Origin of the sequence: Rhizobium anhuiense, from assembly GCF_003985145.1 — a bacterium.
Classification (GTDB): domain Bacteria; phylum Pseudomonadota; class Alphaproteobacteria; order Rhizobiales; family Rhizobiaceae; genus Rhizobium; species Rhizobium anhuiense.
On sequence record NZ_ML133521.1, the window covers coordinates 1103100 to 1122237 of the forward strand.

Genomic DNA, 19138 nt, shown 5'->3' on the forward strand with positions numbered 1-19138 from the left:
GGCTCAATGCCCCGCCGGCGGCCCCGGAGGGCCGAACACGATTTGAAACATCCATACGAGGAAACCGTAGCCGCCGACGACACCCACGGCGACCAGAGGCCATATTCCGAATGCAAGGATAAGGAAAGCCAGCACTTCCGCCCGGCGCTTCGCGCGCGGATCGCTCTGCCCCGATGCTTTTTGAAGCAATTCAGACATGACAGGCCCCCAGGCGCGGACGATACCATGCCCAGTCATCCATGACCAGATGACTTGCATTCCACTAGCCTGCTGCCTCCTCTCGCAGGCAGCAGGCTCGCATTGTCGCCGTCATGGAGCGTCGTAAGAAAACGCCTGCACGCAAGTAACTCTAGACCCGGTCGACCTCCTCGAGGCTGTCGAACAGCCGGCGCTGAACATCCCGCTCCTGCCTGCCGATGGCGGTCATCAACTTGCCCATCGTTCCCCGCAGGCCGTGCAACTCGTCGACCAGCTCCATGACGATATCGACGCCGGCTTCGTTGACGCCCATGTTTCCCATGAGGTCCAGGATCAGCCGCGCTCGCGCGACGTCGGCGTCGCGAAATTGCCGTTGGCCGCCTGAGGTCTCGGGGATCAACCAACCCTGTTCGATCCAGAGGTCGAGCTGGTCGATGTCGATTTTCAAGTAAAGACGGAATTCGAGATCATCCATGATCAAGCCTCCATGTTCTTTCTCGGATCATACGAGTTTGCCGTCGCCCATTCCTTCACCAGGTCCGTCAGCCGCTCGTTGGGATTGTCAGGCAGCACGATCTTCAGGGAGACATAAACGTCGCCATGTCCGCCGCTGCGTTTTGCAACACCCTTGCCCTTGAGGCGCAGGACCTTGCCGGTGTTCGAATGCGGCGGCAGCGTCAGATTGACCGGCCCAGACGGCGTCGGCACACGAACCTTGCCGCCGAGCACGGCCTCATTGAGCGAGATCGGCAGTTCCAGGCGGATATCGTCGCCGTCTCGCGTGAAGAAGCGGTGCGGGCCTACACGGATTTCGATCAGGGCATCACCCGCCGGACCGCCTCCGATGCCCGGCTCGCCCTTGCCGCGCAGCCGCAAGGTCTGGCCATCGCGCGTTCCCGGCGGGATCTGCACGTCAAGCGCTGGGCCGCCAGGAAGCTTGACCTCGGTCCTGGTGCCGTTGACGGCCTCGAGAAAATCGACCTCCATCGAGAACTGGCGGTCCCGGCCACGACCACGGCTCTGGCCGCCTCCGGCCCGGCGTGAAAAGAAGTTGGCAAAGACATCGTCGGCATCGCCGAAATCGGCAAATCCGGCACTGTTGTGGTAGGGATCGCCAGGGCCGCTCTTCGAGGCATAGTCGCGGTAATAATTGCGCTGCGCCCGCTCGGCGCCTGAAATATCGATCTCGCCGCGGTCGAAACGCCCGCGTTTTTCCTCGTCGCTCAAGATCTCATAAGCGGTTGAAATTTCCTTGAACCGCTCCTCTGCCTTTTTGTCGCCGGGGTTGAGGTCGGGGTGAAGTTTCTTGGCGAGCTTGCGGAACGCGCTTTGAATATCCTTTTGCGTCGCATCCCGTTTCACGCCCAGAAGCTCATAGGGATCCTGGCTCATACATATCTCCTGAGGGCAGCGTATACTGCTGGTTGGCTTGGGGATGATATAGGTTGCCGGGCCGCCGCCGGGGAGGGTAAATTGGTCGCCGGACGATATCAGCGCGACAAAGCCACTGCGGTCACGCCAGCGCAGTGGAGATTAGAACAATGCCATGTCTTCGGCTTGAGACGCCGCGCCCTCATATGCGTGATCTAAACGCCGATCGATGAGAACCGAGCACCCGGCGTGGCGCACGACTTTGTCGACAATCGAGGAGAAGACGTAGTCGGTGATATCGGTCACATGCGACGACAGCAGGATGAGATCGGCCGACTTCTCCCTTGCGACGGAAACGAGCTGGGAAGCGGCAATGCCGATGCGAACCTCGATCGTCGCCAAAATCCCCATTTCCTTGCAGAGCGATGCAAGTTTCTTTTCGGCGTCGACGATGGCGGTCGTTTCGAATGCCTCGGGAAGCTCCGTCAGGTGACGGCGCGGGATATTCTCGATGACATGCATGACGACGATGCTTCCGCCTTCATCCGCCAATGCCGCAGCCCGGCGCAAAAGCCGGATTGCCGTTTGCCTCGAACCCGTGCCGATGCCGCAGATGATTGTTCGATACATTGAAATCCATATCCTCGAATGCGAATGATAGCGCCGATCATACCGGTCTCAACCGTCGCGGCATTGACGAATGTCAAGGAAAGGCCTCGCAACGGTAGCCCTCACAAAACCGCCATTTGCTTAGAACGGGACCTCCGGCTGAATCGTCGCAGTTGACGATATGGCCATCAGCAACAGTTCTAACCCGATGTCGTCACTTATTGAGGTTCACATGCCGCATTTTGCGATTATCGGATCGGGTGCGATGGGAAGCGCTGTCGCCAAACGGCTGATCGACCGCGGCGCCACGGTGCTGACCCATCTCGAGGGCAGAAGCGAGCAGACGATTGCGCGGGCAATGGCAGCCGGCATGGTACCGGTCGGACGCCAGGAGCTGACAAAGGCCGAGCTGATCCTGTCGATCGTTCCGCCGGCGCAGGCGATCAAGGTCGCCGAATTCGTCGCGGACATATCGTCGAGGATGCCGGCGCCGCCGCCCTTCATCGACCTCAACGCGATTGCGCCAAAAACCATGCAGGCTTTGGCGGCACGGTTCGACGGCAGCGGCGTGGAGGTGCTCGATGGCGCGATCATCGGCGGGCCGCCGGTTCCCGGCAAATCAGGTCCGACCATCTATATCAGCGGCGATCGTGCCGAGCGGAGCCGGCTGCTTGAGGATTGCGGCCTCAGGATCCGCAGGCTCGACGGACCGCTCGGCGCCGCCTCGGCACTGAAGATGTGTTATGCCGGCATCAACAAGGGATTTATCGGCCTCGGCACTGCCATGCTGCTTGCCGCATCGCGTTCGGGTGCTGCCGAAAGCCTGAAAGCCGAACTCTCCGAAAGCCTTCCCGACGTCGACCGCAAGCTGTCGAAATCCATTCCCGACATGTACCCGAAAGCCTATCGATGGGTCGCCGAAATGCAGGAGATTGCCGATTTCCTGGGAGAAGATGATCCGGCGGCGACCATCTTCCGCGGCATGGCGGAGCTCTTCTCCAGGATGGCTTCCGACGTGGAGGGCAGCCGTGTTCTTGTCGGTCAGCTGGACGAGATCCTTGGCTCCACGGAAACCGACAACTGACCTTTGCTGCCGGCACCCCACATCGGCGGAGCCGGCAGCAGGCCTCGTGCCCGATCCAGGCCATGCCTATATCGTCGCGAATTGCTCGACCTGTGCCCGGATCGCGACCTCGGTCGGCAAGCGCTCCACACGCGCCATAGAAGCCGTTGCAACCCTTGGGGCGGGCGAGCACATCGGTCGCATCCGCGGCATGGCGATCGGCCCGCCATGGCCGGGCGACACGATCCGCTTCGCCTTGCGGTCTGCCAGCGAACATCTGTTTTCAGCGGCAACAGGCAGGCGTCTTCCCGACGCGGATGCCTGAAGCAGCGGTTTTCTTCAGCTTTGCCAAGACTCTGACGATTGCGTGAAACCGCGCCGACACCTGTGACAAAACCTCATCGCCTCTGCTATGTCAGGAAAAATGCGGCAACCCAACCTGCGCCGCACTCTGTCTGACCAATCCCAGGAGTTTGAAAGATGAGCGGTTCTTCCGATTATACACCCCCGAAGGTCTGGACCTGGAACAAGGCGAATGGCGGCCAGTTCGCCAGCATCAACCGCCCGATCGCGGGAGCGACGCATGACAAGGAACTGCCGATCGGCCGTCATCCGCTGCAGCTCTATTCGCTCGGCACCCCGAACGGCCAGAAGGTCACCATCATGCTCGAGGAACTGCTGGCGCTCGGCCACAGCGGCGCCGAATATGACGCCTGGCTGATCAAGATCGGCGATGGCGACCAGTTCGGCAGCGGCTTCGTCGCGGTCAACCCCAATTCCAAGATCCCGGCGCTGATGGACCGCAGTGGTCCGAAGCCGATCCGTGTCTTCGAATCCGGCGCCATCCTCACCTATCTCGCCGAGAAGTTCGGCGCCTTCCTGCCGACCGAGCCAGCCGACCGCGCCGAATGCCTGTCCTGGCTGTTCTGGCAGATGGGAAGCGCCCCCTATCTCGGCGGCGGCTTCGGCCATTTCTACGCCTATGCGCCTGTCAAGATCGAATATGCGATCGACCGCTTCGCCATGGAGGTGAAGCGGCAGCTCGACGTGCTCGATCGTCGCCTTGCCGAAAGCGAGTATCTGGCGGGCAGCCAATATACGATCGCCGATATTGCCGTCTGGCCCTGGTATGGCGGCTTGGTGAAGGGCTGGACCTACGGCGCGGCCGAGTTTCTGCAGGTCGAGGACTATAAGAACGTGCTGCGCTGGGCCGACGCCATTCATAGCAGGCCGGCCGTGCAACGCGGCCGGATGGTCAACCGCCTCTCCGGCGAGCCCGCAAGCCAGTTGCACGAGCGCCACGACGCCAGCGACTTCGACACCAGGACGCAGGACAAGCTCGCGGCCGCCGAGTAGCAAGCGGCCTCATCCACGTGTCGCAGCAATAAATGAGGCTCCGCCGCCTTTACGGCGGCGGAGCATTTGCATGCTGCCCGAACTCAGTTCTTGACCGTATCTTCCAGGAAAAAACGGCCGAGCGGGTTCTGGTAGAAGTTCTCGATATTCTTGCGCGAGACGTTGATATAGGGGCTGTAATAGAGGTCGATCCAGTTGACGTCGTCCTTCGCCATCTTCTGCAATTCGACATACATCTGTTCGCGCTTCTTCGGGTCGAGCTCGAGACGAGCCTTGGCCACCAGTTCTTTCACCGCCTCGTTCTTGTAATTGGTCGAGTAGTTGTTGTTGGAATCGTGGCCGAGGACGAAGGTGGTCTTCTGGTCCGGATCGAGAATGTCGTTGGTCCAGTAGTTGACAGAGACGTCGTAGTCGCCGGCAACGATCATGTCCCATTCCTGGCTCGGGTCGACCTTCTGCAGATTGGCGGTGATGCCGGCCTTCTGCAGCTGCTGCTGGACGAGCACGGCCGTCTGTTCGTCGACTTCGTCGCCGGCGCGCACCAGATAGTTCAGCGTCAGGTCGGAGGCGCCAGCAGCAGCCAGCATCTCCTTTGCCTTTTCGGGATCATAAGGCCGCTGCAGATTGTCGGCATAGTAATAGAGCGCGCCCTTCGGAACGTAGGAATTGGCGACCGTGCCCTGGCCGAAGGTGACGGTATCGACGATCGCCTTCTTGTCGATCGCAAGATCCAGCGCCTGGCGGACTTCCTTCTTGCCGAGCGCGCCATGCGCATGGTTGATCAGAAGATGATCCTCGCGGGTCGAGGCATCGATATCGACGTTGAGGTTCGGGTCCTTCTTCAGCTCCTCGACGCGGGAGAAGGGAACGAAGATCGCCGTGTCCAGCTCGCCGGCCTGAACGTTCAGCATGCGGGTGTTGTCGTCAGGCACCGAGATCCACTCGACGCCGTCGAGCTTGACGCGGTCGGCCTGCCAGAAGTTCGGGTTCTTCTTCAGAATGACGCGGTCGCCGCGCCGCCATTCCTCGACCACGAAGGCGCCGGATGCGATCGGCTTCTCGCCGTAGGCATCGGCACCCAGCGTTTCCATGCCCTTCTTGGAGATGACGGAGGCATTCGGAAGCGCCAGCGTCGAAAGGAACGGCGCAGACGGGTTCTTGAGCTTGATCGTCAGCGTGTGCGCGTCGGTCGCGACCGCCGTATCGATCACCTTGTAGGAATCGCTCCAGAGCGAGGCGGGGTCGTCGCGGATGCGCAGCAGGCTGTAGGCGGCATCTTCCGCGGTCAGCGGCGAACCGTCGGAGAATTTCGCGTCGCGGATCTTGAACGTGTAGGTCAGCCCGTCATCCGAGGCGGTCCAGCTTTCGGCAAGGCCCGGCTCCAGTTTCGTGCCCGTCTTGTCGACGCGGATCAGCACGTCGTAGACGTTGGAGAACACCCAGTTGTCGATGTTCTGCGCGGTTTTGATCGGATCGAATGTCGTCGAATCCTCGCGGCGGCCGATGGTCAGCACACCGGCGGCTTCGGCATAACTTGCACTGAGCGTCAGGCCGGCGAGCAAGGCTGCAAGCCCGATTGATTTCCACCTGTTTGTCATGAATTCGTTCCCTTCGTTGTTATGGCATGCGTTTGATGGGCTGGATCGGTATCGATTGCGGATCGTCCTTGCCACCGGCGCCTTGCAGCAGCGGTTTGTCAGGATCGATGTCGGGAATGGCGGCGATCAGCGCCGCCGTATAAGGATGCTTCGGCCGCGCGAACACCTCTTCGGAACGGCCTTCCTCAACGATCTCGCCGCGATACATCACAACCACGCGTTCGCAGAGATTGCGGACGATCGCGAGATCGTGGGCGATAAACATCAGCGTGAGGTTCATCTTCGCCGTGAGCTCGCGGAAGAGCTCGATGATCTGCGCCTGGATGGTGACGTCGAGGGCGGCGACGCACTCGTCGGCGATGATCAGTTTCGGGTCGACGGCCAGCGCGCGGGCGATGCCGGCGCGTTGGCACTGGCCACCGCTCATGCTGCGCGGCTTGCGGCCGGCAAATTCGCGTTCGAGGCCGACGAGGTCGAGCAGAGCATTGATCCGCGCCGGGATATCGGCTTTGGCGACCTTGCCCTGCACCTTCAGGACCTCGGCCAGCATCTGCCCGATGGTCAGCCGCGGATTGAGCGCGTTATAGGGGTCCTGGAAGACCATCGCCGTCTCGCGTCTCAGCTTTGCGAGGCCCGCGCTCTTCTGCAGCGCCAGATCGACGCCGTCGAAAGTGACGTGGCCTGAGGAAAGCGGTGTGAGGCCGAGCACGGCGCGGGCAAGCGTGCTCTTGCCGCTGCCGGATTCGCCGACGATGCCGACCGTCTCGCCCGGCATGATCTGCAGGCTGACGCCGGCAACGGCGCTCACCGTCTTGGCGCCGCCCTTAAGCAGGGCGCCACCGGCTCTGAAACGTACGTGGAGATCATCGATTTCGAGCAAGGGCCTCGCCGGCTGGCCGGCCTCGGCAATTTCGGGCAGCGGCGCCGCTGTCTCGCCCGGCAGGGAAGGGTGGCTGTTGATCAGGTTGATCGTATAGGGATGCTGCGGCCGCGCCAGGATCGTCCGCTTCGGCCCCTCTTCGAGCAGTTTGCCGCCGCGCAGCACGGCGATGCGGTCGCAGGTCTGGGCGACGATGCCGAGATCGTGGGTGATCAGAATAATCGAAAGGCCGCGCCGGTCGCGAATGTCGATCAACAACCGCAGGATCTGCGCCTGGATGGTCACGTCGAGCGCCGTCGTCGGCTCGTCGGCGATCAGTACCTTCGGATTGCAGGACAGCGCCACGCCGATCATCGCCCGCTGCCGCATGCCGCCGGAAAATTCATGCGGATAGCTGTCGTACTGGCGCGCGGGATCGGGGAAGCCGACCTGCGCCAGGATATCTGTCGCCGCGGCGCGGGCCTCGCGGGCGCCGAGACCCTGATGATAGCGGATGCCCTCGGCAATCTGATCGCCGATCCGCATCACCGGGTCGAGATGGCTGGTCGGGTTCTGGAAGATCATGCCGATCTCGCCGCCGCGCACTTTCAGCATCTCGCCATCATCGACCCGCATGAGGTCGCGCCCTTCGAGCAGCACGCTGCCGCTCTCGATCTTCAGCAGCGAAGAGGGCAGCAGGCGCACCAGGGAGCGGCAGAACAGGCTCTTGCCCGAGCCGCTTTCGCCGACGAGACCGAGGATCTCGCCTTTGCCGAGATCGAGCGAGACGGCATCGAGCAGCGTGCGCGGGCCGGAATCGACATGCGCCCTGACGGTAAGATCACGGACGGAGAGTACGGAGCCGCTCATTCGTGCACCCCCAGCAGCTCGCCGAGCGCATCGCCCAGCATGCTGAAGCCGAAGGCGAGACAGACGATGGAAAGGCCGGGAAACAGCGTGATCCACCAGGCCGTGGTGATGAAACTCTGTCCTTCCGCGACCATGACGCCCCATTCGGCGATCGGCGGCTGGACGCCGAGGCCGAGATAGCTGACGGCGGCGCCGCTAAGCAGCACCAGCGTCGCATCCGACATCGAAAAGACGATCGAGCCGGCGATCGCGTTCGGCAGCAGATGGCGAAACATGATGCGCGTGCGGCTGAAGCCGAGGCTGACGGCGGCGACGGCATAGTCGCTGCTTTTCAGCACCAGCATCTGCGCCCGGATCAGCCGCGCATAGGAGACCCAGCCGACCAGCGCCATGGCGATATAGAAGCTGCCGAGGCCAGGGCCGAGAATTGCGATGATCGACAGCATCAGCACCAGGATGGGGAAGGCAAGAATGATATCGACAAGACGCATGAACAGCGCATCGACGATCCCACCGAAGAAGCCGGCAATCGTGCCGACCGTCGTGCCGATCAGGAAGGGAAAAATGACGCCGATCAGCGCCATCTGCAGGTCGAGGCGCGCGCCCCAGATAACGCGAGAGAGGATATCGCGGCCGAAATTGTCGGTGCCGAAGGGATGCAACAGCGAAGGCGCCTGCAGCCGCACATCGGCATTCTGCATGATCGGATCGTAGGGTGCGACAATGGGCGCGCCGATCGCCAGCAGGACGAAGAACAACAGCAGGCCGGCACCGACGGCAAGCATCAGCCGCCGGCCGAAGAACCGGCGCCAGCCGAGAGATGCGGGAGCAATCGCCTCGATGCTCATAGCTTCACCCTCGGATCGACGGCGACGGTGACGATGTCGGCGATGAAGTTGATGAGCACGGTGGCGCAGGCAAAGACCATGGCGACACCCTGGACCACCATATAGTCGCGCGAGAAGATCGCCCTGACGAGCAGCTGTCCCATGCCGGGCAGCGCAAAGACGCTCTCGACCACCACCGTGCCGCCGATCAGCCAGCCGATGTTGACGGCAAGCAGGTTGATCGTCGGTACCAACGAATTCGGCAGCACATGTCGCCAGAAGACGATGCCTTCGGGCATGCCACGGGCGCGCGCCGCCGTCGCGACATCCGATTTCAGCTGCTCGATCATCGCCGCCCGCAGGCTGCGCGTCAGCACGGTCGAAAGCGACAGCGCCACCGTCAGGCTCGGCAGCACGAGATGCGACAGCTTTTCGCCAATCGTCGCGCCGTAGCCCGAAACCGGCAACACGCCGAGTTCGACGCTGAAGAGGATGATCAGCATCAGTCCCAGCCAGAAGGGCGGAAAGCCGATGCCGAAGGTCGAGACGATGCGCACCGCATGGTCCGGCGCCCGGCCGGCATTGCGCGCAGCGATCGCCGCCATCGGCACCGCGATCAGCACCGACAGCACGACGCTCGCGGCGACGAGCGCAAGCGTCGGCTCGATGCGGGTAACGATCAGCTTCAGCACGTCGATCTTGTAGAGGATCGACTTGCCCATCTCGCCATTGGCGAGGTTCTTGAGGAAATAGACATATTGCAGCCACATCGGCTGATCGAGGCCGTATTGGGCGCGGATGCTGGCAAGGGCCGCCGGCGTGGCGCGCGTGCCGAGGATGTTGCGCGCCGGGTCTCCGGGGATCAGCCGGACCAGAATGAAAGTGATGATGCTGATGCCGAAAATGACGGGCAGGAACTGCAGCGGTCGCGTCAGAACGAATTTATAGCGATGCATGACGGCGATCGCCTCTCTGTTTTCGTCGGCTTCGCTCCGCTTTGTGCTGCATCAGTGTGCCTCGTGCCGGGCGAGAAAATCGAGAAGCGCCGGATAATAATCCTGCGGGTTCTCATAGAACGGCATATGGCTGGCATTGGCAAATACCTTCAGCTCGGCATTCGGCAGCGCAAGCTTCATCCTGAGCGCACAGGCCGGCGTCAACTCGTCATGCTCTCCCGTCGTGATGAGCACCGGCAGCGTCAGCCGCGGCAGATCGGGGATGCGGTTCCAGTCCTTGAGGTTGCCGATATAGAGAAACTCGTTCGGTCCCTGCATCGTCTCGTAGGGCGCCATGTTCCAATCGTCGAGCGAGCGGCGCACCGGCGCCGGCCATTCCGGCAGACGGCAGACGTGGCGGTAGTTGAGGATCGTGACGGCGGCGAGATATTCCGAATGATTGTAGGTGCCCTGCGCCTCGTGTTTCTGCATCATCGATACGGTTTCGGGACCGAGTGCTGCACGCAGCCGTTCCAGCTCCGAGATCAGATGCGGCATGTCGGCGACGGTATCCTCGAGAATCAGCGTCTTCAGGTTCTGAGCGTAAGTCAGCGCATATTCGATCGCCAGCCACCCGCCCCAGGAATGGCCGAGCATGTGGACCTTACCGAGCCCCAGCGCCTTGCGCACCGTTTCCGTCTCCTCGACATAACGGCCGATTGTCCAGAGCGAGAGATCGTCCGGCCGGTCGGAAGCGCCGGTGCCGAGCTGATCGAAAGCGACGACACGATAGCCCTTGTCGACGAGACAGGAATGCGCCTCGCGCAGGTAATCGCAGGGCAGACCCGGCCCGCCGTTCAGGCAGAAAACCGTCTCACTGCCGGCTCCGAAACTGTAAGCAACGATGCGATAACCATCGACATCGATCTCGAATCGCTCGTCCGGCTGTATTTCACGCCACATTGATCGCTCCGGCAGAAGGTTTCACTTGCTCAATATTTGGGCGTGGTTATTTTTTTATCGTAAATCGCGTTCCGTGCCAGCTATAAGAAGTGATAGGGTAGGGCGCCACGTCGAAACTGGAGCAGCCCGTGCTTGACGATATCGGAACGATCAGAGCGCAGTTCACAGCGCATGAAACGCTGGACGGCCGGATCGATCAGGCCTTCGAGGCGATGAAGCAGATCGGCTTCGAGGCGCTGATCTACGACTACACGCCGGTGCCCTACGATCTCGACGGCGCGATCATGATACCGTCGCTGCTGAAGCTCAGGAACATTTCCGACGACATGCACGACTACTGGTTCAATCAGGGCTATTTCCGTATCGATCCGGTGCAACAGGTGGCGCTGCGCACCTCCGCACCCTTCTTCTGGAACTACGACCCGGACGCCGACACGCTGATCAGGGGTTTCATCAACGAGGACACGGCGCCGGTGACGCGCTATTTGAGCGAACGCGACATGTCGACCGGCGTCACCGTCCCGGTCCATATGCCACGCGGCGACTATGCGACGGTCACCGGCATCCGCTTCGGCGGTAACGACGAGTTCGAACGGCACGCCCTGCGTTATATCGCCGACTTCAACCTGCTGGCCCACGTCTTCCATGAGAGCGCCTATACGCTTTTCGACACGCGGGCGAAAAGCGTCGGCACGATCCGGCTGACCGAGCGGGAACGCGAATGCCTGCGCCATTCGGCGGAAGGTTATTCCGCCAAGGAAATTTCCCGCATCATCGATCGTTCCGTGCCGACCGTCGTCATGCATCTGAACGCCGCGGCCAAGAAACTCGGCGCCCGCAACCGCACCCAGGCCGTGGTGCGCGCCACCCATTACCGCCTGCTCGAAGACCGGCCGACCCATCATTGGCCACCCTATAACTTGTGATAGCTGCCTTCACCGTTGCCGCCGCGTTATGCTTTTTTCATACGGCCAAGAGATGGAGACGCCCGTGGGCGAAGTCACGACCAAAGAAGCCTATTTGCCCTTTCGCGACTATCGCACCTGGTATCGCGTCACCGGTTCGCTTGCCAGTGGCAAGCTGCCGCTCGTCGTCGCCCATGGCGGACCTGGCTGCACCCATGATTATGTCGATTCCTTCAAGGATATCGCCGCTCTCGACGGCCGCCCGGTCATCCATTACGACCAGCTCGGCAATGGCAATTCCACCCGCCTTCCGGAAAAGGGTCCGGATTTCTGGACGGTCGGCCTGTTCCTCGAAGAACTGGATGCGCTGCTTTCCCATCTCGGCATTCAGCATCGTTATGCCTTTCTCGGCCAGTCCTGGGGCGGCATGCTCGGCGCCGAACATGCGGTGCGCCGGCCTGAAGGCCTGAAGGCGCTTGTTATCGCCAATTCGCCGGCCAACATGCACACCTGGGTTTCGGAGGCGAACCGGCTAAGGCAGGAACTGCCACAGGAGGTGCAGGACACGCTGCTGAAGCATGAGCTGGCGGGAAGCCTCGCCGATCCGGACTATATCGCCGCCTCGCGCGTCTTCTATGACCGCCATGTCTGCCGCGTGGTGCCGTGGCCGCCTGAAGTGGCGCGCACCTTCGCGATCATGGACGAGGACAATACCGTCTACCGCAACATGAACGGCCCGACCGAGTTTCACGTCATCGGCACGATGAAGGACTGGACGATCGAAACAAGGCTCGACCGCATCGAGGCCCCGACGCTGCTGATCTCGGGAAAATACGACGAGGCGACACCCCTGGTGGTAAGGCCCTATCTCGAACACGTTCCCGGCTGCGAATGGGTGCTCTTCGAAAATTCCAGCCATATGCCGCATGTCGAGGAAAAGCAGCTTTGCCTGACGACCGTTTCCACTTTCCTGTCACGGCACGATTGAGAACTCACCCAATCCGCTTCTTGCCGCGGAAATGACGCTTGGGATAGTCTCCGTCCCATTCGAAAGCGAATGGGACGGACCAATGAACGATCATCCGCAAGCAGGAAGCGCGACCATCCTTGCAACGAGCAGGGGGCGTGGCTGGCGCGGCTTGGAGGCCGAGCTGCTGCGCATTCCGCCCGGCCGCACCCATATTGCAGGGACACCCTATCATCGCCTCGGAATCCACGTCGGCCGACCTGTGCGAGCGCAATGCCGCTGTGACGGGCGGGAGCATCGCCGGCTGCAGAAGCATGGCGATATCGATGTGGTGCCAGCCGGCCTGGATGGCGTCTGGGAGGACGACGGCGAATGCATGATCCTGCGGCTGAAGATCAGCAAGGATCTTTTCCATCAGGCTGCCATCGACCTCGGACGCGATCCCGCGGAAGCGATGGCGCCGAAATTTCAGCTCCGCGATCAGCGGCTCGAGGCAATCGCCTGGGCCTTGAAAGCGGAGCTCGAAGCGGACGAGCCGTCCGACCATCTCCATGCCGATACGCTGGCAACAGCCTTGGCGCTCCGTCTGGTCGAGGCCGGCAGCGGCAGTTCTCGCCCGGCGGATGCCGGTAGAGCGCTCTCGCCCCGGCAGAAGCGGATACTTACCGACTACATCGAGGACAATCTCGACGCGCTGCTTTCGCTTGCCGAACTTGCCGGTCTTGCCGGACTCAGCCTCTCGCACCTGAAGACGCAATTTCGAAATAGTTTCGGCATACCGCCGCATCAATATGTGATGCAACGCCGGGTCTCGCGCGCCGAGGCATTGATTCGGACCTCCGGCCTGCCGCTGAGCCAGATCGCGCTGGCGGCAGGCTTTGCGCATCAAAGCCATATGGCAAACAGCATGAAGCGGCTGCTCGGCATCAGCCCAGGCACCATCGCCCGCTTGGTCAATTGACGAAAAATGGCCGATCCTGCAACGGATCGGCCGAATGCGCAGGCCAGATCCACGACATCAAGGCATCCTCTTTCGATAGCGAACAAGCGAAGGAGAGAACCATGTTTGTCATCTTCGGCGCCACCGGCAAGGTCGGCAAGGCAACGATAACAAAGCTTTCGGCCGAGGGCGCTCCCGTCAGGGCGGTGCTCCGTGATCCCGGCAAGGCTGCACCACTTGCAGCACTCGGATGCGAGATCGCCATTGCCGAGATTGGCGATGCCGATGCCATGGCCGGCGCGATGAGGAATGCGACAGCCGTCCAGCTCATCTGCCCAATCAATCCGCATGCTGCCGATGTCAGACGCCAGATGCTGCGATCAATCGAGCGGATGGCGGACGCGATCGACGCCGCCCGGCCGCCGCGCGTCCTGGCGATCTCGGATTACGGCGCACATCTGACGATCGATACCGGCATTACCAGCCTGTTCCATGCGATGGAGGAACGGTTCCGGCAATGCGCTACCGAGATGGTCTTTCTGCGCTCGGCCGAACATATGGAAAACTGGGCACGCTACCTGAAGATCGCTGGCGAGACCGGCATAATGCCGAGCATGCACCAGCCGCTATCGCGGCCTTTCCCGACGGTCTCCGCCGCCGATATTGGCGGTATGGCAGCCGACCTTCTGCTGGCCGGCGAGGAACACGGACATTCGCCGCGGATCGTCCATGGCGAGGGGCCGCGCGAATACACGGCGCTCGAGATCGCTGCGGCCTTGGGGCGGTTAATGACCCGGAGCGTCGTCGCACGCGAACTGCCGCGTGCCGATTGGCCGGCAACGCTGACGCGCGCAGGACTTTCGTACAATTACGCCGATCTGATCGTCAGGCTCGCCGATGTGCACAATAAAGGCCTGATCGGAGTGGAAGCCGGCGACGGCGAAATCCGCCGCGGCCGCACGGACCTTTCCGCTGCTCTTGAACTGTTTCTTCCCCATGCTCCGCGGGCTGAGGTAGTCGATCATGTCAGGCGTGGAGAGGAGCCCAACCAGGGATGGTAGGTTCCGATGATCTCTATCAGCCGACCAGCCATTTCTTGGCGACACGGCATGCCATCGTATAGGCCGGATCGAAGACGTTGCCGACGTCATAGCGCACCACCTGGCCGAGCAGATGGCTGGCCGCCGTCCTGTCCAGGCCATAGTCCGATGCCAGCCAGGTCAGCATTTCGCTGGTCGCATGCTGGAGCGCCTGATCGAGGGGCCGGGCATTGCCGATGGTGAAGATATCGTCGGCGGTTTCCCCGCGCGGCCAGACCAGGCCGGCCTTCTTCTCCACCGTCAGCCGCACCGTGACGTCGAAGGTGGTCTCGACACCGGTGCCGACGATCTCGCCATCCCCTTGCACCGCATGGCAGTCACCGAGAAAGAACAAGGCGCCGGGCGCCGCGACCGGGAAGCGGACCGTGGTGCCCGGGCCGAACAGCCGATAATCCATGTTGCCGCCATATTCGCCGCTGGTCGCGGTCGATATCGCCTGGCCGAGGCTGGGCGCCACGCCGAAACAGCCGATCATGGGGGCGAGAGGCAGAACGAAATTTTCGAGGCCGGAGACGGGCTCGGAAAGCCGGACGGTCAATGCCTCGCGGTCGATCGCCCAGATGGCGACATCGCGCGGCGGCAGGTCACGAACCGCTTCGGGATCGACGACATTGGCGGCAACGACGCTGCGTGTAAAACCCGTATCCCTGGTCGGGGTCATGCTGATGATCTCGACTCGCAACGCATCTCCGGGCTCAGCCCCTTCCACGAAGATCGGGCCGTTCATCGGATTGCCGCCAGGCGCCTGCTTGATACCGTCCTTGTCATGCCCGGCAGCGTCGAGCGTCTCGGTGACGACCGTATCGCCGTCGGCAATATGCAGGGCCGGCTGAAGAGAGCCGATGACATTGTGAAAGCTTGTCGGAATGAAGCGGTGCGTGGTCATGAGAATACAGCTCTCGCTCGTTTCGAATATCAGGAGCCTGCGGCTGGACTGCCCGGCGGAGAGAGTTCGAGACTAGATCAGAGATTGCCTGCAATGCCAATATTCGCACACCAGGAGATGATCACGCCTCAACCGATGTCGAGGCGTGATCGGATCGACGTTCAGAATTTGAAGCTGGTGCCGACCGTGACCTTTTGCTGATTGACCTCGAAATCGCCAAGCGCCGAGCCGAAATCCTTGCGTCCGAAGTCGTCATAACGATATTCGGCGCGCATCACTATATTGTCGGTCAGGGCATGTTCCACGCCGCCGCCGGCTGTCCAGCCGATCAGAATGTCGTCCTTCTTGCCAACGCCGGGCACGTCGACTTCTCCACCGGCCGCGGCCAAACCTCCGGTTCCGTAGATCAGTGTACGGTCCAAGGCATATCCCACGCGCCCGCGCGCCGAGCCGTCCCATTTGAGGGAAACGTCGCTCCCGTCCTTCCAGTTGTAGTTGAAGTCATTCTCGATACCGAAGACGAAGGGACCGTGCTGGAAATTATATCCACCATAGATACCCGTCGAACCTCCATCCAGATCCTGCTCGGAACCGTTGAGATAGCTCGCATGTGTCGAGGTGTATCCGCCTTGAAGCCCGAGATAAAATCCCGACCAGTCGAAGGCCGACTGGGTCTGTGCCTGCTGGATGTAAGCGGGATCTTGAACCACGGCATCGGCGGCAAAAGCCGGCACGGCCGAGAAAGCCACGGCGGCCAGCGTGATTATCTTTGTGTACATTAAAGTGCCTCGTCATTTCGATGATTGGAAAGGGCGTCAGCAAACCGGCAAGTCGGCTGGGAGCGATGCATTATGCTGCGGTTCGGTGTTGCGGTTTGCGCTTTATTGTTGCGATATGTTGTGACGGGGAGCGTCTTGGAACGCGGGGCGGCCGCGCGCGATTTAATACAAGCTATTGTAATTTAAAATATATTTTAGTTCCATAACATGCATTATGCAACTTTTTCATGTAGCGGGGTGGGTTCCAGGATGAAGTGCGACCCATCGGATGTCGCTTCACCCGCGCCCTCGCCGCTTGTCAAAATCTGCTCCGCGCAGGAACTCCCTCGTCGCCCATTTGTTTTACAGTCTGCACCATCAGGACGTTTGCCCAAGGTGCAATCGGCGACAGTGGAGCTGATCCGTGGACATGACGCGCATCCGAGAACGCATGGTGGAGCACCACGTAACCGGTCGTGGTATTCGCGATCAAAACGTCACCAGGGCAATGCTCATGGTGCCGCGCGAAAAATTCGTCGCTCCGGGCTCCGAGGAGTTCGCCTATGAGGATGCGCCGCTGTCGATTGGCGAAGGCCAGACAATTTCGCAGCCGTTCATCGTGGCTCTGATGCTCGAAAAGGCCGATCTGGATGCCGGCGACAAAGTGCTCGAGGTCGGAACGGGCTCCGGCTATGCTTCAGCCCTGATGAGCCGGATAGCAGGCCACGTCTATTCCATCGAGCGCCATGAAAGACTGGCGCTTCAGGCCAAGGAACGCTTCGAGAAGCTGGGATACCGCAACATTGACGTTCGCGTCGGCGACGGCAGCAAAGGCTGGGCGGAAGCCGCTCCATTCGATGCCATTATCGTTTCTGCGAGCGCACCCGAGGTGCCAAGCGCATTGAAAGAGCAGTTGGTCCTCGGAGGACGGCTCATCGTCCCGGTCGGCCGCGGTGAAGCGCAACGCCTGAAACGCCTCACGCGTACCGGAGCCGCCGCATTCGAGGAAGACGATCTCGGCGGGGTGCTCTTCGTTCCCCTGATTGGCGAAGACGCCTGGACTGCTACACACCCAATGTACACGGCGACGGCCCCGTCATCGCCGGAAACTTTTGCGTCCGAGCCAAACTCTCCGCAAGACGCAAAGGCAGGAGGCATGGGAAAGATCCTCCCATTGCCCGCATTACCGGAAGGTGTTCTCGATCATAGCGAATTTCAGCGACGGTTCTGGGCTATTCAACGTATTTCCTGGATCGTGTTCACGCTTCTTCTGGTTACCTGCTTGCTGGGTTTGCTGGGACGAGGTGGTCCGCTTTCACGGCAAACACTTCTGTTGCCGGACGGCTCCGTGGACTTTCCGGTCATCTCCCGATGGAATGCTCCGGAGTATATGACCGTGAACTTCACGCCGTCATCCGACGACAGGATCTTCACGATCGATGCGGCCTTTCTTCAAACCTTTTCGATTGAGGGCGTCGATCCGCCTCAAAAGGCGACCTTCGCGCGCGCGGGCCGAATAGGCTACGTGTTCCCCGCTGACCCGGCAGGACCGACGCAAATCGTGTTCCGTCTGCAAACGCAACTCCCCGGCCCTCTTCGCGCCACCATTGGCATGGGCGGGGAGATCCGCAGCCAATCCACTTTCATCTTTCCATGAGGACGGCACGGTGGATGCGGTATTACGCGGACTGGCAATCTATTTCACCCTGCTCGTGATCATCCGCCTGTCGGGAAGACGGACATTGGCGCAGATGACGCCGTTCGATCTGGTCATCGTGCTGGTGATCTCGGAAACCACGCAGCAGGCGATGCTCGGCGATGACTTCTCGATCACCAACGCCGTCATCTTGATCTTGACGCTGTTTACGACCGACATCGGCCTGTCCTACGTCAAGAGGTGGTGGCCTCGCGCAGCTCATATCATCGATGGCGTTCCGACCGTTCTGGTGACGGATGGCGTCTACGACGAACGCGCGCTCAAAGGAGCCCGGCTGCAGAAGGAAGATGTCATGCAGGCAGCGCGAAGCCAGGAAGGTATCGAGAGCGTGACGGAGATAAAATTTGCCATCCTCGAAGTGAGCGGCAACATCAGCATCATCAAGAAGCAGAAATCCGGCTGACTCATTTCGAGCGTTTAGCCGCTTGGGGATGCGCTTCAGAAGGACAGGTCAAGCACCCTGCCCTCGAACAGGCGGTCCCGGGAGCCTTCGAGATGCGCCTTCATCAGCCTCTGCGCATCGTCAGGCCGGCCATCGGCGATCGCCTTGTAGATGGCGTTGTGCTCTTCATAGACCTGTTCCAGCCCCTGGCGGGGACCGAGCAGGGAGAGGCCGTGGAGATGCATGCCGACGGCGATATGGGCCTTCAGCGCATCGATCGAGGCCGTGTAATAGTGATTGTTGGCGGCTTCGGTGACGGCACGATGGAACATGAAATCGGCGTCGGTGCGGTGAAGCTGATGGCTGGTCGCTTCACGCAGATCCGCAAGCGCGCTGGCGATCTTCTGGATCGCCTGTTCATTGCGCCGCTTGGCAGCGAAATAGGCCGCCGCCGGCTCGATCGTCAGGCGGAATTCGTAACAGCGCTGAATATCGGCGATCGTCTTGACTGGCGAATAGGCAAGCTGCGTCGTCGGCGATCCATGCGCGCTGACGAAAGTGCCGGCGCCCTGCCGGGCATAGACCATGCCCTGATCGCGCAGGCGTGCCAGCGCATCGCGGACGATCGGCCGCGACACACCCAGCATCGAGGCAAGCTCATGCTCGCCGGGAAGGCGTGAATCCGGCGGATAGTTTCCGCCGCGGATACGCTCGAGCAACTGGTCGAAGACGCGATCGACCAACTTGACGGCCTTGCCGCGTTCCGGCTTGCCCGGCGGGCCGGCTTCCGCGTTCAAAGATTCGCCATTCACTTCAGCCACGTCATTCTCCCCG

General features: G+C 61.3%; 21 protein-coding genes. 9 read left to right on the top strand and 12 right to left on the bottom strand.

Annotation, left to right across the window (positions count from 1 at the left end):
- Nucleotides 1-3: 3 nt before the first annotated feature.
- The 4 genes from napE to EEQ99_RS05345 form a co-directional block, all read right to left on the bottom strand.
- Nucleotides 4-198 (bottom strand): periplasmic nitrate reductase, NapE protein, encoded by a 195-nt coding sequence (napE, locus tag EEQ99_RS05330; protein ID WP_097544073.1) that lies wholly within the window; start codon nt 196-198, stop codon nt 4-6.
- 151 nt (nt 199-349) lie between these two features.
- Complete coding sequence (locus EEQ99_RS05335) at nt 350-673, bottom strand: chaperone modulator CbpM (protein WP_097594764.1); 324 nt, start codon at nt 671-673, stop codon at nt 350-352.
- Between the two features lie 2 nt (nt 674-675).
- Nucleotides 676-1590: a DnaJ C-terminal domain-containing protein gene (locus EEQ99_RS05340; protein WP_097543982.1), complete on the bottom strand. Its 915-nt coding sequence runs from the start codon at nt 1588-1590 to the stop codon at nt 676-678.
- A 141-nt stretch (nt 1591-1731) separates the two neighbouring features.
- Nucleotides 1732-2199 carry a universal stress protein gene (locus EEQ99_RS05345; protein ID WP_127430096.1) on the bottom strand — a complete coding sequence of 156 codons (468 nt, stop codon included), beginning with the start codon at nt 2197-2199 and terminating at the stop codon, nt 1732-1734.
- 160 nt (nt 2200-2359) lie between these two features.
- Between EEQ99_RS05345 and EEQ99_RS05350 the strand changes: the two genes are divergently transcribed.
- From EEQ99_RS05350 to yghU, 3 genes are all read left to right on the top strand, one after another.
- The gene (locus EEQ99_RS05350; RefSeq protein ID WP_127430097.1) at nt 2360-3262 is read left to right on the top strand and encodes an NAD(P)-dependent oxidoreductase; all 903 of its coding nucleotides are present in this window, start codon (nt 2360-2362) and stop codon (nt 3260-3262) included.
- Between the two features lie 46 nt (nt 3263-3308).
- Nucleotides 3309-3566, top strand: a complete 258-nt coding sequence (locus tag EEQ99_RS34470; RefSeq protein WP_164735875.1) for a hypothetical protein — start codon at nt 3309-3311, stop codon at nt 3564-3566.
- 155 nt (nt 3567-3721) lie between these two features.
- A complete protein-coding gene (gene yghU / locus EEQ99_RS05360) occupies nt 3722-4597 on the top strand; it encodes a glutathione-dependent disulfide-bond oxidoreductase (RefSeq protein WP_063476155.1) in 876 nt (291 codons plus the stop codon).
- A gap of 83 nt (nt 4598-4680) precedes the next feature.
- Here yghU and EEQ99_RS05365 read toward each other — a convergent pair whose 3' ends face one another.
- The 5 genes from EEQ99_RS05365 to EEQ99_RS05385 are packed head-to-tail and all read right to left on the bottom strand — an operon-like array spanning nt 4681 to nt 10649.
- A complete protein-coding gene (locus tag EEQ99_RS05365; RefSeq protein ID WP_047613196.1) occupies nt 4681-6195 on the bottom strand; it encodes an ABC transporter substrate-binding protein in 1515 nt (504 codons plus the stop codon).
- Nucleotides 6196-6214: 19 nt separating this feature from the next.
- Nucleotides 6215-7924: a dipeptide ABC transporter ATP-binding protein gene (locus EEQ99_RS05370; protein WP_127430098.1), complete on the bottom strand. Its 1710-nt coding sequence runs from the start codon at nt 7922-7924 to the stop codon at nt 6215-6217.
- The gene (locus EEQ99_RS05375; protein WP_127430099.1) at nt 7921-8772 is read right to left on the bottom strand and encodes an ABC transporter permease; all 852 of its coding nucleotides are present in this window, start codon (nt 8770-8772) and stop codon (nt 7921-7923) included. The genes EEQ99_RS05370 and EEQ99_RS05375 overlap by 4 nt, the downstream gene beginning before the upstream one ends.
- On the bottom strand, nt 8769-9707 hold the full coding sequence (locus EEQ99_RS05380) for an ABC transporter permease (protein ID WP_047613202.1): 939 nt from the start codon (nt 9705-9707) through the stop codon (nt 8769-8771). The genes EEQ99_RS05375 and EEQ99_RS05380 overlap by 4 nt, the downstream gene beginning before the upstream one ends.
- A gap of 51 nt (nt 9708-9758) precedes the next feature.
- On the bottom strand, nt 9759-10649 hold the full coding sequence (locus EEQ99_RS05385; RefSeq protein ID WP_127430100.1) for a proline iminopeptidase-family hydrolase: 891 nt from the start codon (nt 10647-10649) through the stop codon (nt 9759-9761).
- Between the two features lie 128 nt (nt 10650-10777).
- Here EEQ99_RS05385 and EEQ99_RS05390 point away from each other — a divergent pair, with 128 nt between their 5' ends.
- The 4 genes from EEQ99_RS05390 (at nt 10778) to EEQ99_RS05405 (ending at nt 14522) form a co-directional block, all read left to right on the top strand.
- On the top strand, nt 10778-11575 hold the full coding sequence (locus EEQ99_RS05390) for a helix-turn-helix transcriptional regulator (protein ID WP_047613206.1): 798 nt from the start codon (nt 10778-10780) through the stop codon (nt 11573-11575).
- 64 nt (nt 11576-11639) lie between these two features.
- Nucleotides 11640-12542, top strand: coding sequence for a proline iminopeptidase-family hydrolase (locus tag EEQ99_RS05395; protein ID WP_127430101.1), 903 nt, complete (start codon nt 11640-11642; stop codon nt 12540-12542).
- Between the two features lie 82 nt (nt 12543-12624).
- Nucleotides 12625-13482, top strand: a complete 858-nt coding sequence (locus tag EEQ99_RS05400; RefSeq protein WP_063476159.1) for a helix-turn-helix transcriptional regulator — start codon at nt 12625-12627, stop codon at nt 13480-13482.
- A gap of 101 nt (nt 13483-13583) precedes the next feature.
- Complete coding sequence (locus EEQ99_RS05405; RefSeq protein WP_052213333.1) at nt 13584-14522, top strand: NAD(P)H-binding protein; 939 nt, start codon at nt 13584-13586, stop codon at nt 14520-14522.
- A 16-nt stretch (nt 14523-14538) separates the two neighbouring features.
- Here EEQ99_RS05405 and EEQ99_RS05410 read toward each other — a convergent pair whose 3' ends face one another.
- Both EEQ99_RS05410 and EEQ99_RS05415 read right to left on the bottom strand, forming a co-directional pair.
- Nucleotides 14539-15447: an acetamidase/formamidase family protein gene (locus tag EEQ99_RS05410; RefSeq protein WP_047613208.1), complete on the bottom strand. Its 909-nt coding sequence runs from the start codon at nt 15445-15447 to the stop codon at nt 14539-14541.
- A gap of 161 nt (nt 15448-15608) precedes the next feature.
- Nucleotides 15609-16226 carry an outer membrane protein gene (locus EEQ99_RS05415; RefSeq protein ID WP_047613209.1) on the bottom strand — a complete coding sequence of 206 codons (618 nt, stop codon included), beginning with the start codon at nt 16224-16226 and terminating at the stop codon, nt 15609-15611.
- Nucleotides 16227-16629: 403 nt separating this feature from the next.
- Here EEQ99_RS05415 and EEQ99_RS05420 point away from each other — a divergent pair, with 403 nt between their 5' ends.
- Together EEQ99_RS05420 and EEQ99_RS05425 are read left to right on the top strand one after the other, a co-directional pair.
- The gene (locus EEQ99_RS05420) at nt 16630-17862 is read left to right on the top strand and encodes a protein-L-isoaspartate(D-aspartate) O-methyltransferase (protein WP_127430102.1); all 1233 of its coding nucleotides are present in this window, start codon (nt 16630-16632) and stop codon (nt 17860-17862) included.
- Between the two features lie 10 nt (nt 17863-17872).
- Nucleotides 17873-18325 carry a DUF421 domain-containing protein gene (locus EEQ99_RS05425; protein ID WP_064248489.1) on the top strand — a complete coding sequence of 151 codons (453 nt, stop codon included), beginning with the start codon at nt 17873-17875 and terminating at the stop codon, nt 18323-18325.
- Nucleotides 18326-18360: 35 nt separating this feature from the next.
- Here the strand turns inward: EEQ99_RS05425 and EEQ99_RS05430 are convergent, their stop codons facing one another.
- Nucleotides 18361-19125 carry a FadR/GntR family transcriptional regulator gene (locus EEQ99_RS05430; RefSeq protein ID WP_047613211.1) on the bottom strand — a complete coding sequence of 255 codons (765 nt, stop codon included), beginning with the start codon at nt 19123-19125 and terminating at the stop codon, nt 18361-18363.
- Nucleotides 19126-19138 lie beyond the last annotated feature (13 nt).